The organism is Rhodoferax sp. SPJ4 (assembly GCF_058216275.1).
Map to the genome: position 1 here is coordinate 1,152,340 of NZ_JBYZMN010000001.1, position 15,709 is coordinate 1,168,048.

The following is a 15,709-nucleotide window of genomic DNA, read 5'->3' on the forward strand; positions in this document are numbered from 1 at the left end:
CTGGCTGTGGTGAAACCACAGCGGGACGCCTGGACACCTTTGCCCCGCCAAGGGGGCCTGGCCTTGCAACAGACCTTGTGCGGGGTCACAAGCTCGCTCGGGCATGGCCCGAGGAGGGCAATCAGGGCTTGGGGATCACCTGAGAGGCAACCCAGTCACCGTAGGGGGCGTGGATTCTGGCCACTGGCAACGCGTGTATCGCTGGCAGTTGGTAGGGGTGCTGGGCCAAAATGGCCTGTTCGACCAAAGTCCACTGGCCGGCTGTGGTCTTGCACACCAGCTGGAATTCTGCTTCCTGTTGAATGGCGCCATCCCAGCGGTAGACGCTGTCGATGGCCGACACCTGGGCGCAGGCCACCAGCCGCTGCTCCACCAAGGTCCGGCCCAGCGCAAGGGCCTGTTCCCGGGTGGGCAGGGTGGTGACCACGGCGAGTGCGTCGGCGGCTGCCATGTCAGGCCGGACTGCTGGCTTCCACCAGTTGGGCCAGCTGCACCAGCGACTCCTGCCAGCCCAGGTGGCAGGCTTCCAGTGGAATCACCACCGGAATGCCCTCCTGCACGATGTTCACCTCGGTGCCACAAGACACCTCGGTGAGGGTGACGGTGGTCAGCATCTCACCCGGCAGGTGCGGGTCATCGAACAGCGAGCTGTAGCGGATGCAGGACGAGGGCAGCAGCTCGTGGTAAGTGCCGCCAAAAGCATGGCTGTGGCCGGTGCCGAACTGGGTGAACGCCATCCGGAAGCTGCCGCCCACCTCGGGCGTCATGTGCTCCACATGGCAGGTGAAGCCGAACGGCGGCAGCCATTTGGCCATGGCGCCGGGGTCCAGAAAGGCACGGTAAATGCGTTCGGCAGGGGCGCGCAGCACGCGGTGAAAACGGACGGTGTTGTTGGGCATGAAACATTCCTTGGCGCGGACGACTACCCGCTGTTTCGCAGGCCATGGTAAGGGAAGTGCAGCGCCCCCTGCGCAGACAAAAACCCGCGGCTGTCAACGATTTGGCACAAGCCCGGGGGAGCCCAGCACGGTCTGCAGCCGGTCGAGGTTTTCCTCATTGGCCGGCTCCACGATGTGGCGCACGCTTTGCGCCACGCTGGCACTCTCGAAGGCCTGGGTCCAGGCAATCACGGTGTCGGGGCCTTCGGCGGTGAGCACCACCGTCAGGGTGAAGTGCGGCTGTGAGCGGTGTTCGATGACGACACGCTGTGGCGGGCGCAGTTCAGCAAACACGCTGCGGTTGGCGTACTCGGTGCCGTCCGGGCCCACCATCACAAACTCCCAGCGCCCGCCGGGCTGGAACTCGAACACCTGAAAGCGGTTGCTGAACCCCGCCGGCCCCCACCAGCGGGCCAGCCGCGTGGGATCGGCAAAGGCGGCGAACACCTGCGCGGGCGTGGTCTGGGGCAGGCGGCGTTGGGTGAAGAAACTGGCGTTGTCCATGGTGAATTGGGGGAGGAATGGGGGAGGGGCCGGGCCGCCGCTCACTTGTAGGCGATGGCCGCGCTGGTCGGGCCCGCCAGCGGGATGAACTCAAAACGCTGGAAGCCGGCCTCGCCACACCAGTTGCGGAAATCCTGGGCTGTGTAGTCAAAGGCGTCGCCGAATTCAATCAGCATGTTCAGCGACATCAGCAGGCCGAAGGCGTTTTCCCGGCGTGCATCGTCGATGACGTTTTCGATGGCGATCAAGGCCCCTCCCGCAGGCAGCGCCTCGTAGGCTTTCTGGATGAGGATTTTCTTCTTCTCCAGATTCCAGTCGTGCAGGATGTTGCCCATGGTCACGACGTCGGCCTTGGGCAGTGGGTCTTTGAAGAAGTCACCGGACACCACCGCGATCCGACCGTCGAGGCCGGCGGCCTTGACATGCTGCTCGGCATGGGGCCTGACCACTGGCAGGTCAAAGCTGGCCAGGCGCAGGTGGGGGTGGCGACCGCCCACGATGCGTGACAGCAGGGCCAGCGCCCCGCCGACATCGCAGACCGTCTGGTACCGGGAAAAATCGAACTTCTCCGCCAACAGCTTGAAGTTGCCGGCCTGAAACCCCGTCATGGCTTCGAGGAACTGGCCCAGCCTGGCCTCGTCGGCATAAAGCTCTTCGAACATGCCTTTGCCGCCGTTCTTCATCTCGTTCTGTGGCTGGCCTGTTTTCAGCGCCGTCCCCAGGTGGTTCCAGAAGCCAAAGAGGCGGCTGTTCAGCATGTGCGCCAGGCCACCGATGTAGGCAGGGCTTTTCTGGTTCAGGAAAGCGCCAGTTTCAGGTGTGTTTCGGTAACGGCCTGCCGGCCCATCGCCGTCGCGCTGCAGAAACTTCAAGGCCACCAGCGCATCGAAGAAGTCGAAGGTGCCACGCGGGTGCAGACCCAGCGTGCTACCCAGTTCCGCGGCTGTTGCCGGGCGGTCGGCCAGGGTGGTGAACACATCCAGTTCCACCGCTGTCAACAGCACCTTGGAGGCCCAGAAGGCCGTGACCGTTTGCATGATGGGGGTGGGGTCGAGCGGCTCATTCATGTCGTTTCCTTCCAGGTCAATGCTGAACCGTGGCTGTCACAACGAGGCAGGTCGCGCTTAACGCTGAATGGCTTCGACCGTGGATGAGTGCGCCTCAGCCGAGCGGGCCTCACCTGGATTGCGCTAAGGGCATTCTGAGGACGGGCCGCACCGATGTCAATTGGCCGGGTCTGCGACCGCCTCTTCAGGCGGTCGACGGCGGCCTCACTTCTGCTTGGGCACCCGGCCCATCAGGTAGAACTCCGGATTCGGTTGCATGCCGCTGAAACTGGCCATGCGGTTGGACAGGCCGAAGAAGGCGGTGATGGCGGCGATGTCCCAGGCGTCTTCGTCGCTGAAGCCATGGGCGTGCAGGGCGTCGATGTCGGCATCGGTGATCTCGGCCGAGGCGTTGCAGACCTTCATCGCAAAGTCCAGCATGGCTTTCTGGCGGGGGCTGATGTCGGCCTTGCGGTGGTTCACCGCCACCTGGTCGGCCACCAACGGCTTCTTCTCGTAGATGCGCAACAGCGCGCCATGGGCGACCACACAGTAAAGGCACTGGTTGGCCGCGCTGGTGGTGGTGACGATCATCTCGCGATCGCCCTTGCTGAGGCTGCCATCCTCCTTGAGCATCAGCGCGTCGTGGTAGGCGAAGAAGGCCCGCCACTCGGCGGGGCGGCGCGCCAGCGCCAGAAACACGTTGGGGATGAAGCCGGCTTTTTCCTGCACCGCCAGCACCTGGGTCTTGATGTCGTCGGGCAGGCTGTTCAGGTCTGGGAAGGGGTAGCGGCTCATGGGGTCTCCAATGTCGTGGGGCGGGTCTTCGTGGCGGCAAGGCCGGTGATCGGTTGTCATCGTACTGCCATCGGACGGCCCCCGAATCGTCACCGCAGCCCCGCGAGTGGCCGGCTATCGGGGTCATTGGCAAAACCATGTTGATGGATGGGAGGGGACGCCCTAGACTGCACTCGGTCAGCCATTCCAACAACCAAGGAGATCATCTTGTCCACAGAAGCCAAGTGCCCATTCGGCGCCCATGCCGCCCCCAACGCTGTGACCGGCACACGCGGCAATGCCGGCTGGTGGCCGAATCAGCTGAACCTGAAAATCCTGCACCAGCATGGCAACGAGTCCAACCCCATGGGCGCCGACTTTGACTACGCCAAGGAATTCAAGACGCTGGACCTGGACGCGGTGGTGGCCGACCTGCGTGCGCTGATGACCGATTCGCAAGACTGGTGGCCGGCCGACTGGGGCCACTACGGTGGCCTGTTCGTGCGCATGACCTGGCACGCCGCCGGCACCTACCGCATCCACGACGGCCGCGGTGGTGCTGGCACTGGCAACCAGCGCTTCGCCCCGCTGAACAGCTGGCCCGACAACGGCAACCTCGATAAGGCCCGCCGCCTGCTGTGGCCCATCAAGCAGAAGTACGGCCGCAAGCTGTCCTGGGCCGACCTGCTGGTGCTGGCCGGCAACGTGGCCATGGACTCCATGGGCTTCAAGACCTTTGGTTTCGGCGGTGGCCGGCCCGACATCTGGGCACCGGAAGAAGACACCTACTGGGGCCCCGAGGCCGAATGGCTGGCCACCAGCGACAAACCTAACAGCCGCTACTCGGGCGATCGCGAACTGGCCAAGCCGCTGGGCGCAGTGCAGATGGGTTTGATCTATGTGAACCCGCAGGGTCCGGACGGCAACCCCGACCCGGTGGCCTCGGGCCGCGACGTGCGTGACACCTTTGCCCGCATGGCCATGGACGACGAGGAAACCGTGGCGCTGGTGGCCGGCGGCCACACCTTCGGCAAGGCCCATGGCGCCGCGCCCGATTCCAACTGCGGCCCCGAACCCGAAGGTGCGCCCATCGAGGCCCAGGGCTTTGGCTGGATCAGCCGCCACGGCAGCGGCAAAGGCGGCGACGCCATCACCAGCGGCATTGAAGGCGCCTGGAAACCCAACCCGACCAAGTGGGACATGGGTTACTTCGACATGCTGCTGGGTTACGAATGGGAGCTGAGCAAGAGCCCGGCCGGCGCCCACCAGTGGACGCCCAAGAACTGCAAGCCCGAGCACCTGATTCCCGATGCCCACGACCCGAGCAAAAAGCACCCGCCGATGATGACCACGGCCGATTTGTCGCTGCGCTTCGACCCGGCCTACGAGAAGATTTCGCGCCGCTTTCACAAGGACCCGCAGGCCTTCCACGACGCCTTTGCCCGCGCCTGGTTCAAGCTGACCCACCGCGACATGGGCCCACGCGCCCGCTACCTGGGCAAGCTGGTGCCGCAAGAGGCGCTGATCTGGCAAGACCCGGTGCCCGGCGTCAACCACCCGCTGGTGGACGCCAGCGACGTGGCGGCGCTGAAGGCCCAGGTGCTGGCCTCCGGACTGTCGATCGCCGAGCTGGTGGGCACGGCCTGGGCTTCGGCCTCCACCTTCCGGGGCAGCGACAAGCGAGGCGGTGCCAACGGGGCCCGCATCCGCCTGGCGCCGCAAAAGAACTGGGAGGCCAACCAACCGGCGCAACTGGCCAAGGTGCTGGCGGTGCTGGACGGCATCCAGAAGCACTTCAATGCGTCGGCCATCGGCGGCAAGAAGATTTCGCTGGCCGATCTGATCGTGCTGGCCGGCGGCGCGGCGGTGGAAGCCGCGGCCAAAAAGGCCGGCCAGGACGTGAGCGTGCCCTTTGCGCCGGGCCGCACCGACGCCAGCCAGGAGCAGACTGACGTGGAGTCTTTTGCGGTGCTGGAGCCGCAGGCCGATGGCTTCCGCAACTTCGTCAAGCCGGGTCTGGCAGCGGCCCAGGCCGAGTTGCTGGTGGACAAGGCCCAGCTGCTGGGCCTCAGCGCCCCCGAAATGACGGTGCTGGTGGGCGGCCTGCGCGCGCTCAACGCCAACGTGGGCCAGGCCGCACACGGCGTGTTCACCGCCCGGCCGGAGACGCTGAGCAACGACTTCTTTGTCAACCTGCTGGACATGCGCACCCAGTGGAAGCGCTCGGCGGCCGACGCCCAGGTGCTGGAAGGCCGTGACCGCCAAACTGGTGCGCTGAAGTGGACTGGCACCGTGGTGGACCTGGTGTTCGGCTCCAATTCGCAGCTGCGCGCGCTGGCCGAGGTCTATGCCACCAGCGACGCCCAGGGCAAGTTCGTCAACGACTTTGTGGCTGCCTGGACCAAGGTGATGAACGCCGACCGTTTCGACCTGGCCTGAGGCCCGCCAGGGTCCATCCCCCAAGCCCGGCCTCGGCCGGGCTTTTTTGTGCCCCGGCGAGTTTGGGTAAGCTGCCGGGCTGGAGAAAAAACATGAACAAAGACGCGCAATTCGAAGCCGGCCTGGCCCAACGCACCGCGGTGATGGGTGAGGCCTTTGTGGCCAAGGCCTTTGACGGCATGACGCCGTTTTCCGAGCCGCTGCAGGAGTACGTGACACGCAACGCCTGGGGCACGGTGTGGCAGCGCGACGGGCTGGACCTGAAGACCCGCAGCCTGGTGACGGTGGCCATGCTCACCGCGCTGGGCCGGCAGACCGAGCTGAAAGGCCACATCCGCGGCGCGCTGAACAACGGCGCCACGGTCAAGGAAATCCAGGAGGTGTTGCTGCACGCCACCGTGTATTGCGGTTTTCCGGCGGCAGTGGAGGCCTTTCGCAGCGCCGCCGAGGTGGTGGAGCCGCCCAAGGTCGTTTGAGTTGGCGTTACGGCTTGGCCAGTGACTGACCGCCGGCCAGCAGTTTGTTGACCAGCTCGGCGGTGGTGCCGGCCTTGTAGGCCTTCATCAGCCGGGCCCGGTAAACCTCCACCGTGCGGTGGCTCACGCCCAGTGTGCGGCCAATCTCCTTGGAGGTCTGACCGTCGGTCAGCAGCGTGGCCACCTCGCGTTCGCGCGGGGTCAGCGCGGCGGTCACCGGCCGGCGCTCGCTGAGGTCTTCAAAGGTCCAGATCCCGGGGCCCAGCGGGCGGTTGCGGTCCAGCGCCCGGCCGGTCACATGGCACCAGAAGGTTTCGCCCTTGAAGCGGCCATCCAGCCGCTTCATGATGCGGTCGTCGGCGTAGTTGCCACGGGTGTTCATGATGGGCGTGATGCGCTCGCCGGTGCGCTGGTATTCGGCGGCGCTGGGGTACAACACCAGAAACGACTGGCCCACCAATTGCTTGGCTGTGGCACCGAACATTTCGCACAGGCGCTGGTTGCAGTCCACAATCTGCCGGTTGTTGGACAACACCAGGCCGATGGGGTTGAGGTCAAAGGCCAGGCGGTAATCGATGTCCGGTGCTTCCATTACGAAATACTACGTAGTCCACTACGTAGTATCGTTCAGGCTCATTCGCAAGGAGACCCTTTCGTGAACAAGATTTTTCCCTCTGCCACGGCCGCGCTCGCCGGCGTGGTGCAAGACGGCCAACTGATGGCCGTGGGCGGCTTTGGCCTGTGTGGCATTCCCGAGGCGCTGATTGACGCGCTGCGCGACAGCGGCGTGCAAAACCTCACCGTGATTTCCAACAACGCCGGTGTCGACGGCTTCGGCCTGGGCAAGCTGCTGGAAACCCGGCAGATCAAGAAGATGATTTCCAGCTACGTGGGCGAGAACAAGGAGTTCGAGCGCCAGTACCTGGCCGGTGAACTGGCGCTGGAGTTCACGCCCCAGGGCACGCTGGCCGAAAAGCTGCGCGCCGGCGGCGCCGGCATCCCGGCCTTTTTCACCAAGACCGGCGTGGGCACCATCGTGGCCGACGGCAAGGAGCTGCGCGAGTTCGACGGTGAGACCTATGTGATGGAGCGTTCGCTGGTGCCGGCGGTGTCGCTGGTCAAGGCGCACCGGGCCGACAAGTCGGGCAACCTGCAGTTCCGCCTGACGGCGCGCAACTTCAACCCGGCGGTGGCCATGGCCGGCAAGGTCTGCATCGTGGAGGTCGAAGAGATTGTGGAAACCGGCGCCATCCCGCCCGACCAGGTGCACCTGCCCGGCATTTACGTGCACCGCATCGTGCACAACCCGAATCCTGAAAAACGCATCGAGAAACGAACCATCACTGAGAAGGCGGGGGTGTGAACATGGCCTGGTCCCAAGATCAAATGGCGGCACGGGCCGCCCACGAGCTGGAAGACGGTTTCTACGTCAACCTTGGCATTGGCATTCCCACGCTGGTGGCCAACTTCGTGCCGGCCGACAAGGAGGTCTGGCTGCAGAGCGAAAACGGCATGCTGGGCATCGGCCCCTTCCCGACCGAGGACGAGGTCGACGCCGACCTGATCAACGCCGGCAAACAAACCGTCACCACCATCCAGGGCAGCAGCATCTTTGGCAGCCACGACAGCTTCGCGATGATCCGCGGCGGCAAGATCAATTTGTCCATCCTGGGCGCGATGCAGGTCAGTGAACAAGGCGATCTGGCCAACTGGATGATCCCGGGCAAGATGGTCAAGGGCATGGGTGGCGCGATGGACCTGGTGGCCGGCGTCAAGCGCGTGATCGTGCTGATGGAGCATGTGGCCAAGAAGAAGGACGGCAGCGAGGACCTGAAGATCCTGCCGGCCTGCACGCTGCCGCTGACCGGCGTGGGCGTGGTCGACCGCATCATCACCGACCTGGGTGTGATGGACGTCACCCCCGAAGGCCTGACGCTGGTTGAACTGGCGCCGGGCGTGACCCGCGAGTTCATCCAGTCGAAGACCGGTGTGACCTTGCGCTAAGCCAACCAGGCCCCACCAACACCAACGCCCGCCCGGTGCTGCCGCGGCGGGCGTTTTTTTTCATCCACAGACAGCGCCGAGGAGGGCGCGCAAACCGTCAGGCGGGGGGGCGCTTCGAAGGCTCGTTGTCAAGCAGCTTCAGCTGGTCGCTGAGGTCGATGTCCAGTGCCACCGGTGGCGACCCTGCCGGCATGCCGGACTGACGCAGCGGTTCACTGACCACGCCGGTGAGCAAACCTCTGGCCACCGCGAACAGCAGCATCAGGTCGCGGTAGGCTTCCACCTCAAACATGTCGCCCTGAGGTTGGAAAGGGTCGCTGAACACCAGTTCTTCGATCAGCGCCAACACTTCGGGCCGTGGCCAGGCCCGGCTGATCTGGGCCAAGGTGTCGGGGTAGTCCATCAGGGAACGTCCCTTTTCGGTGAACTGGTCGAAAGCCGGAATTTGCACGCGGAAGTTCTTCCGAATGTCTTCGCGCAGGCGATCAAACAAGGCCCGGTTGTCCTGCTGGTGGTAGATGGCCAACAGGTCCAGGTAGGCCAGCGGGCTGGTGTCGGGATTTTTCTCGATGTGGTCGAGCAACAGGTCGATGGCCTTGTCGTGCTGGCCCAGCACCACGAAGAAGTCGGCCTGACGCTGGATGTCAAACAATTCCTCTGTGCTCACCGAATGCAGCGTGCTGCTGATGCTGTTGAGGAAGAAGTCAGGCACATCAACGGCTTTGGCTGCGGGTGCCACCGGCGCCCGCTTGAACGTCGGCGGTGTGGTCGGCGCCGGTTGTTTCGAGGCCAGCGGTGCGGCAGGCTTACTGGCGGGGCCTGTTCTGGCGGAATCGGGCTGCTCCGGCAAATCAGAGGTCCCGGTCTCGGCGTTCAGGAAAGAACTGGGGAAATTGGTCAGGCCAAAGGTGGTGTTCTCGCCGGCCCAATGCCGCTGGTCGAGGGCCTGGCGGCGACGCTGGACCACAAAGGCCGCTGCGGCCAGCAACAAGGCCGCCCCCAGCGCGTACACCAAGGGGTTGTTGTAACGCTCACCCTCCGCCAACTCCAAGCGGCTTCTCATCGCGGCAACCGCCGCCTGATTGCTGGTATTCAGTTCGACCAGGGTCTGGATCTTGGCCTCCAAGGCGCGCAGCCGGGCTTCGTCGGCAATCACCTCGTTGAGCGAGCGGGTCACTTCGACGTCCTTGCCCAGCGCCGTCGGCGCGGCGGCCAAAGCGCTTGCTGCCACCGCCGCCGATGCGGAACGCCCGGCCGCGGGTGCAGCGTCGATCAGGTCCAGCTTCAGCCGGCCGGCCTGTGTCGGGGGCGGTGTGACCGGCGCTTTGGAGGGAAAGGGCAGGGCGCTGGCAGCTGCCGAGGGCTTGGCCACCTCGGCCAACACCTTGGGCGGTGCCGGAGGGCGCTTGCGCGGCACGCTGGCAGGGGCCTTTTTGGCGGTCGGCGAGGCCAGCGGTACGGCCGCGCTGGTGTTGTTCGAAGGCGGGGCCGCCCTGGCGGGACTGGCCAGGGGCAGCGAGGGCGCCGAGGCCGTGGCCGCGGGCTGGAGAGCTGGGCCCTCGACCACGGGCACATTGGGGGCGGGCACGTCAGGCAGCAGCGTGTAGCGGCGGGTGGTTTCCGCGCCGCATGACGCTTTAACGACCAGCGTCACCACCGGCTCGTTGACGGCCACTGGCGATCGGATGCGCAACAAGGCCGCCAGCGGGTCATTGCCCGCCTCGACCGACAGGCTGATCTGGCCTTCCGAGAGGCGGGTGTCGGCGTGGTAGATCTCCACGCTGAAACAAGAGGCCGCCAAGGGCTCCGCGCTTTCCAGAGACACAGGAACGCTGAGGTCCAGCCGCTGGCCAATCAGCAGGTCGCCGCGCACCTTGCCCAGGGACATGGCCGACGCCGCCGTACCAACCGTTCCAAGAACGACCAGCACACACAGGCGGAAAACGACGCTGTTTTTATTCATGGTTCCCGTGGGCGGTCAAGGGCAAAGCGGAGTGCATGTCAATTCACAAGGAGCTGCGCATTCCATGAGAGCAGGTGTTTGCCAGATTGGACCACGCCACGCTTCAACGGGTTTCAGAGTTTTACAAATTTTGTCGGGTTCACCAGAAGCTAACACAAGCACACGCCATGCCGAGGGGGGATTCCTCGTTCCTTGGTAGGATTTTGTGGAAGATGCCAGGCCTGCAACCAGGGTCAGTACCGTCAAGTACCAATCCATCCGACCTTAACGGCTGAAACTGAATCGGAGCGGACAAACCGCTTTAATCGACAGAGTCGCTTAGGTAACCCGTGGGTCGGTTTTTGACCGCAGCCACCCTGCCAGGGTCAGCGACGGGCCATGGCCTGGTTCAGGCGCTTGGAGCGGGTGAAGGGAATCGAACCCTCGTATGAAGCTTGGGAAGCTGCCGTTCTGCCATTGAACTACACCCGCATGACCCTGAGGCAGCGCAGATTATAGGGACGGCCTCAGCGCTGAACGTCGCCCAGGCACAGGTACTTCATTTCCAGGTACTCGTCCATGCCGTGGCGTGAGCCTTCGCGGCCCAGTCCCGACTGCTTGACACCACCAAAGGGCACATGCTCGGTGGCGATCACGCCGGCGTTGATGCCCACCATGCCGTACTCCAGCGCCTCGGCCACACGGAAGATGCGGCCGACGTCGCGGCTGTAAAAATAGCTGGCCAGGCCGAATTCGGTGTTGTTGGCGGCGTCAATCGCCTCTTGCTCGGTGTGGAAGCGGAACACCGGGGCCAGCGGGCCGAAGGTTTCCTCGCGGGCACACAGCATGCCGGCGCTGGCGTCGGCAATCACGGTGGGCTCAAAGAACTGGCCGGGCAGGCGCTTCCCGCCCACCACCAGCCGGCCGCCCTGGGCCACGGCGTCTTCCACATGGCGCTGCACCTTGTCGACCGCCGCGTCCTCGATCAATGGGCCCTGGGCCACCCCGGCGTCGAAGCCGTTGCCGACCTTCAGGCCCCGCACTTTGGCGGCGAACTTGTCCACAAAAGCGTCGTACACGCCGTCCTGCACATAGAGGCGGTTGGCGCAGACGCAGGTCTGGCCGGCGTTGCGGTACTTGCTGGCCATGGCGCCGTCGACCGCGCTGTCGATGTCGGCGTCGTCGAAGACGATGAAGGGCGCGTTGCCACCCAACTCCAGCGACAGCTTTTTCACCGACGGCGCGCTCTGCGCCATCAGGATGCGGCCGACCTCGGTGCTGCCGGTGAAGCTGATGTGGCGCACCACATCGCTGGCGCAGAACACCTTGCCGGCGGCGATCGAGTTGGCGCTGTCGGCGGTGATCACGTTCAGCACCCCGGCCGGGATGCCGGCGCGCACCGCCAATTCGGCGGCGGCGAGGGCGGTCAGCGGCGTCAGCTCGGCGGGCTTGATGACCACCGGGCAGCCGGCGGCCAGCGCTGGCGCCACCTTGCGGGTGATCATGGCCAGCGGGAAGTTCCACGGTGTGATGGCGGCGCAGACGCCGATGGGCTGCTTCAGCACCAGCAGGCGGCGGTTGTTGTCAAAGGGCGGCAGGGTTTCGCCGTTGACGCGCTTGGCCTCTTCGGCAAACCATTCCACGAAGCTGGCGCCATAAATGATTTCTCCACGGGCCTCGGCCAGCGGCTTGCCCTGCTCGGCGGTGAGGATGCGGGCCAGGTCGTCGGCGTGTTCCACCAGCAACTGAAACCAGCGCATCAGCACCGCATGGCGTTGCTTGCCGGTCTGGCTGCGCCAGGCCGGCCAGGCGGCGTTGGCGGCGGCAATCGCTTGTTCGGCCTCGGCCGGCCGGAGGTTGGCCACGTCGGCCAGGTGCTGGCCGGTGGCGGGGTCAAACACACCAAAGCGGCTCGGTCCAGCCAGCCAGGCGCCGTTGATCAGGCCGTCGGTCTTCAGCAGCGTCGGGTCTTTCAGCAGCGCCAGCGGCGAGGTTTTCATGTCCATGGTGGGGTCTCCGTGAGGGGTGGGGCAGGCGGCCGCTCGGCCCCCGCGTCCAGGCGCAAGGGCCCGGAAAACAGCGGCCAAGGATAGCGGTTTGGGGCGCTGGCCGCTGCACCCGCGCGACAGGTTGCCAAACCTATAATCTCGGGCTATCCCGCACAGGCCCTTTGCCTGTGTTGCGCGGCACGCCGCCGCACCGGGACAACCGCTGGCCCACCATGAGCAATCCCACCTTTTCCGTCGCCGAAATCCGCAAGACCTTCCTCGATTTCTTTGCCGCCCGGGGCCACACCGTGGTGGCGTCCAGCAGCCTGGTGCCGGGCAACGACCCCACGCTGATGTTCACCAACTCCGGCATGGTGCAGTTCAAGGACGTGTTCCTGGGCACCGACAAGCGGCCCTATGTGCGTGCGGCTTCGGTGCAGTCGTGCCTGCGCGCCGGCGGCAAACACAACGACCTGGAGAACGTGGGCTACACCGCCCGCCACCACACCTTCTTCGAGATGCTGGGCAACTGGAGCTTTGGCGACTACTTCAAGCGCGAAAGCCTGAAGTGGGCCTGGGAGCTGCTGACCGAGGTCTACAAGCTGCCACCCGAGCGCCTGCTGGCCACGGTCTACCTCGAAGACGACGAGGCCTACGACATCTGGACCAAGGAAATCGGCCTGCCGCCCGAGCGCGTGATCCGCATCGGCGACAACAAGGGCGGCCGCTACAAGTCCGACAACTTCTGGATGATGGCCGACACCGGCCCCTGCGGCCCCTGCAGCGAGATCTTCTACGACCACGGTGCCCACATCCCCGGCGGCCCGCCCGGCAGCCCCGACGAAGACGGCGACCGCTTCATCGAGATCTGGAACAACGTGTTCATGCAGTTCAACATGGACGAGACCGGCGCCGTCACGCCGCTGCCCGCACCCTGCGTGGACACCGGCATGGGCCTGGAACGCCTGGCCGCCATCCTGCAGCATGTGCACAGCAACTACGAGATCGACATCTTCGACGCGCTGATCAAGGCTGCATCGCGCGAGACCGGCGAGAAAGACCTGGGCAACAAGAGCCTGCGGGTGATCGCCGACCACATCCGCGCCACCGCCTTCCTGGTGGCCGACGGCGTGATCCCCAGCAACGAAGGCCGCGGCTATGTGCAGCGCCGCATCGTGCGCCGCGCCATCCGTCACGGCTACAAGCTGGGCAAGAAGTCGCCGTTCTTCCACAAGCTGGTGCCCGACCTGGTGGCGCTGATGGGCGACGCCTACCCCAAGCTGAAAAGCGATGGCGAACGCATCATGGCCGTGTTGAAAACCGAGGAAGATCGCTTCTTCGAGACCCTGGCCACCGGCATGGACATCCTGGACGCGGCGCTGGCCGGCGGCCAGGCCGTGCTGCCTGGTGATGTGGCCTTCAAGCTGCACGACACCTACGGCTTCCCGCTGGATTTGTCGGCCGACGTCTGCCGCGAGCGCGGCCTGTCGGTGGACGAGGCCGGCTTCAAGCTGGCGATGGACAAACAAAAAGCCCAGGCCCGCGCCGCCGGCAAGTTCAAGATGGACAAGGCGCTGGACTACACCGGCGCGGCCAACCAATTCGTCGGCTACGAGGTGCTGCAGGCCCCTGCCAAGGTGGTGGCGCTGTACCTGGACGGCACGCCCAGCGCGGTGCTGAAGGCCGGGCAGAGCGGCGTGGTGGTGCTGGACACCACCCCCTTCTACGCCGAGAGCGGCGGCCAGGTGGGCGACCAGGGCCAGTTGACCAGCGGCTCGGCCTGCTTCGAGGTGGCCGACACGCAAAAGGTCAAGGCCGATGTGTTTGGCCACCACGGCGTGCTGGCCACCGGCACGCTGGCCGTGGGCGACCATGTGACGGCCCAGGTGAGCCTGCCGTTGCGTGCGGCCACGGTGCGCAACCACTCGGTGACCCATTTGATGCACAAGGCCTTGCGCGAAGTGCTGGGTGACCATGTGCAGCAAAAGGGCAGCCTGGTCGACGCCGACAAGACCCGTTTCGACTTCACCCACAACGCACCGGTCACGCCGCAGCAGATCGCCGAGATCGAGCGCCGTGTCAACGACGAAATCCTGGCCAACGCCGCCACCCAGGCCCGGCTGATGGACATCGAGTCGGCGCAGAAAACCGGCGCCACGATGCTGTTCGGTGAGAAGTACGGCGAAACCGTGCGGGTGCTGGACATCGGCTCCAGCCGCGAGCTGTGCGGCGGCACCCACGTGAGCCGCACCGGTGACATCGGCCTGTTCAAGGTCAGCAGCGAAGGCGGCGTGGCCGCGGGCGTGCGCCGCATCGAGGCCATCACCGGTGCCAACGCGCTGGCCTATTTGCAGCAGCTGGAGGCCACCGTGGGCCAGGCCGCCCAGGCCTTGAAGGCACCGCCCACCGAGCTGGGCGATCGCCTGGCCCAGGTGCTGGACCAGGTGCGCCAGCTGGAAAAGGAAATCACCGCGCTGAAGGGCAAGCTGGCTTCGGCCCAGGGCGACGAGCTGGTGGCCAGCGCGGTCGATGTCGGTGGCCTGAAGGTGCTGGCGGCCCGCCTCGACAGCGCCGACGCCAAATCGCTGCGCGAGACGGTGGACAAGCTCAAGGACAAGCTGAAAACCGCCGCCATCGTGCTGGCCGCTGTGGACGGCGGCAAGGTGCAGATCGCCGCCGGTGTGACCGCCGACAGCATTGGCAAAGTCAAGGCCGGTGAGCTGGCCAACTTTGTGGCCCAACAGGTGGGCGGCAAGGGCGGCGGCAAGCCCGACTTTGCAATGGCCGGTGGCACCGATGCCAGCCAGCTGGGCAGCGCGCTGGCCTCTGTAGCCGGCTGGGTGGGCGCCAAGCTCTGAGGCCGGGCGCGGCCTTCAGCGCGCCACGGCGGCCGGGACGCTGAGGGCCAGGCTGCCCGGTGCCCGCTCCAATGCGGGCACACGCCGGGCGCCATTGAAACGGCTGTCCCAGTATTCCAGCCGCAAATCGGCCATGCGAATGGCGCTGCCGGCGGTGGGGGCGTGGATGAAACGGTGATCGCCCACGTAAATGCCCACATGGCTGAACTCGCGGTGGCCGGTGTTGAAGAACACCAGGTCGCCGGGCATCAGTTCGTTGCGCTCGATGGCCACGGTGGCCGCCGCCTGTTCGGCCGCGCTGCGCGGCAACCGCACCCCTGCCGACTGGCGGTGGATGGCCTGCACAAAACCGCTGCAATCGAAACCGGTCTGCCAGTCGCTGCCGCCCCAGGTGTAAGGCCGGCCCAAAAAGCCCATGGCCGCCACCACCATCTCGGTGGCCTTGTCGGCGCCCGAGGGCAGCACAAAGCCGCTGGGCGGGCGCAACAGGCCGCGGTTTTGCAGCAGCAGTTCCAGCTCGTCGGGTTGGTGAGTGGCCATCGCAGGCGCGCGTGGCGCAGCGGCCGGCCGCTCCAGGCCACGCAACCACAGCTCCATGGCGTCAGGCTCGGCGGCCAGCGCCGGGGCTGCGGCCAGTGCCAGCAGCACCGGTATCCACACGGTGCGCAATGAGGGGGGCAGACCAGACATGCCAGCACCTTAACCGCGCCGCGCGGCTTTTTCAATGAATTAAGCCC

14 protein-coding genes and 1 tRNA gene are annotated in these 15,709 nt (G+C 65.6%); 5 read left to right on the forward strand and 10 right to left on the reverse strand.

What is annotated here, in order from left to right:
- Positions 1–121 precede the first annotated feature (121 nt).
- From cutA to AC4BAR_RS05710, 5 genes are all read right to left on the reverse strand, one after another.
- Positions 122–451 carry a divalent-cation tolerance protein CutA gene (cutA, locus tag AC4BAR_RS05690; protein ID WP_490626833.1) on the reverse strand — a complete coding sequence of 110 codons (330 nt, stop codon included), beginning with the start codon at positions 449–451 and terminating at the stop codon, positions 122–124.
- A gap of 1 nt (position 452) precedes the next feature.
- A complete protein-coding gene (locus AC4BAR_RS05695) occupies positions 453–899 on the reverse strand; it encodes an SRPBCC family protein (RefSeq protein WP_490626834.1) in 447 nt (148 codons plus the stop codon).
- A gap of 93 nt (positions 900–992) precedes the next feature.
- Positions 993–1,442: an SRPBCC domain-containing protein gene (locus AC4BAR_RS05700; RefSeq protein ID WP_490626835.1), complete on the reverse strand. Its 450-nt coding sequence runs from the start codon at positions 1,440–1,442 to the stop codon at positions 993–995.
- 41 nt (positions 1,443–1,483) lie between these two features.
- Entirely contained in the window at positions 1,484–2,509 is a 1,026-nt protein-coding gene (locus AC4BAR_RS05705; RefSeq protein ID WP_490626836.1) for a methyltransferase, read from the reverse strand.
- Between the two features lie 204 nt (positions 2,510–2,713).
- On the reverse strand, positions 2,714–3,286 hold the full coding sequence (locus AC4BAR_RS05710; RefSeq protein ID WP_490626837.1) for a peroxidase-related enzyme: 573 nt from the start codon (positions 3,284–3,286) through the stop codon (positions 2,714–2,716).
- A gap of 207 nt (positions 3,287–3,493) precedes the next feature.
- Here AC4BAR_RS05710 and katG point away from each other — a divergent pair, with 207 nt between their 5' ends.
- Together katG and AC4BAR_RS05720 are read left to right on the forward strand one after the other, a co-directional pair.
- Positions 3,494–5,704, forward strand: coding sequence for a catalase/peroxidase HPI (gene katG, locus AC4BAR_RS05715; RefSeq protein ID WP_490626838.1), 2,211 nt, complete (start codon positions 3,494–3,496; stop codon positions 5,702–5,704).
- A 92-nt stretch (positions 5,705–5,796) separates the two neighbouring features.
- Complete coding sequence (locus tag AC4BAR_RS05720) at positions 5,797–6,180, forward strand: carboxymuconolactone decarboxylase family protein (protein ID WP_490626839.1); 384 nt, start codon at positions 5,797–5,799, stop codon at positions 6,178–6,180.
- A gap of 7 nt (positions 6,181–6,187) precedes the next feature.
- Here the strand turns inward: AC4BAR_RS05720 and AC4BAR_RS05725 are convergent, their stop codons facing one another.
- Complete coding sequence (locus AC4BAR_RS05725; RefSeq protein WP_490626840.1) at positions 6,188–6,772, reverse strand: LuxR C-terminal-related transcriptional regulator; 585 nt, start codon at positions 6,770–6,772, stop codon at positions 6,188–6,190.
- A 63-nt stretch (positions 6,773–6,835) separates the two neighbouring features.
- Between AC4BAR_RS05725 and AC4BAR_RS05730 the strand changes: the two genes are divergently transcribed.
- Both AC4BAR_RS05730 and AC4BAR_RS05735 read left to right on the forward strand, forming a co-directional pair.
- Complete coding sequence (locus tag AC4BAR_RS05730; RefSeq protein WP_490626841.1) at positions 6,836–7,543, forward strand: CoA transferase subunit A; 708 nt, start codon at positions 6,836–6,838, stop codon at positions 7,541–7,543.
- Between the two features lie 2 nt (positions 7,544–7,545).
- Positions 7,546–8,184: a CoA transferase subunit B gene (locus AC4BAR_RS05735; protein ID WP_490626842.1), complete on the forward strand. Its 639-nt coding sequence runs from the start codon at positions 7,546–7,548 to the stop codon at positions 8,182–8,184.
- Positions 8,185–8,281: 97 nt separating this feature from the next.
- Here the strand turns inward: AC4BAR_RS05735 and AC4BAR_RS05740 are convergent, their stop codons facing one another.
- From AC4BAR_RS05740 to AC4BAR_RS05750, 3 genes are all read right to left on the reverse strand, one after another.
- Complete coding sequence (locus tag AC4BAR_RS05740; protein ID WP_490626843.1) at positions 8,282–10,072, reverse strand: type IV pilus assembly protein FimV; 1,791 nt, start codon at positions 10,070–10,072, stop codon at positions 8,282–8,284.
- A 472-nt stretch (positions 10,073–10,544) separates the two neighbouring features.
- Positions 10,545–10,618, reverse strand: a tRNA-Gly gene (locus AC4BAR_RS05745).
- Positions 10,619–10,653: 35 nt separating this feature from the next.
- Entirely contained in the window at positions 10,654–12,132 is a 1,479-nt protein-coding gene (locus AC4BAR_RS05750; RefSeq protein WP_490626844.1) for an NAD-dependent succinate-semialdehyde dehydrogenase, read from the reverse strand.
- A 215-nt stretch (positions 12,133–12,347) separates the two neighbouring features.
- Between AC4BAR_RS05750 and alaS the strand changes: the two genes are divergently transcribed.
- Positions 12,348–14,972, forward strand: coding sequence for an alanine--tRNA ligase (alaS, locus tag AC4BAR_RS05755; protein WP_490626845.1), 2,625 nt, complete (start codon positions 12,348–12,350; stop codon positions 14,970–14,972).
- Between the two features lie 15 nt (positions 14,973–14,987).
- Here the strand turns inward: alaS and AC4BAR_RS05760 are convergent, their stop codons facing one another.
- On the reverse strand, positions 14,988–15,662 hold the full coding sequence (locus AC4BAR_RS05760; protein ID WP_490626846.1) for a C40 family peptidase: 675 nt from the start codon (positions 15,660–15,662) through the stop codon (positions 14,988–14,990).
- Between the last annotated feature and the right edge of the window lie 47 nt (positions 15,663–15,709).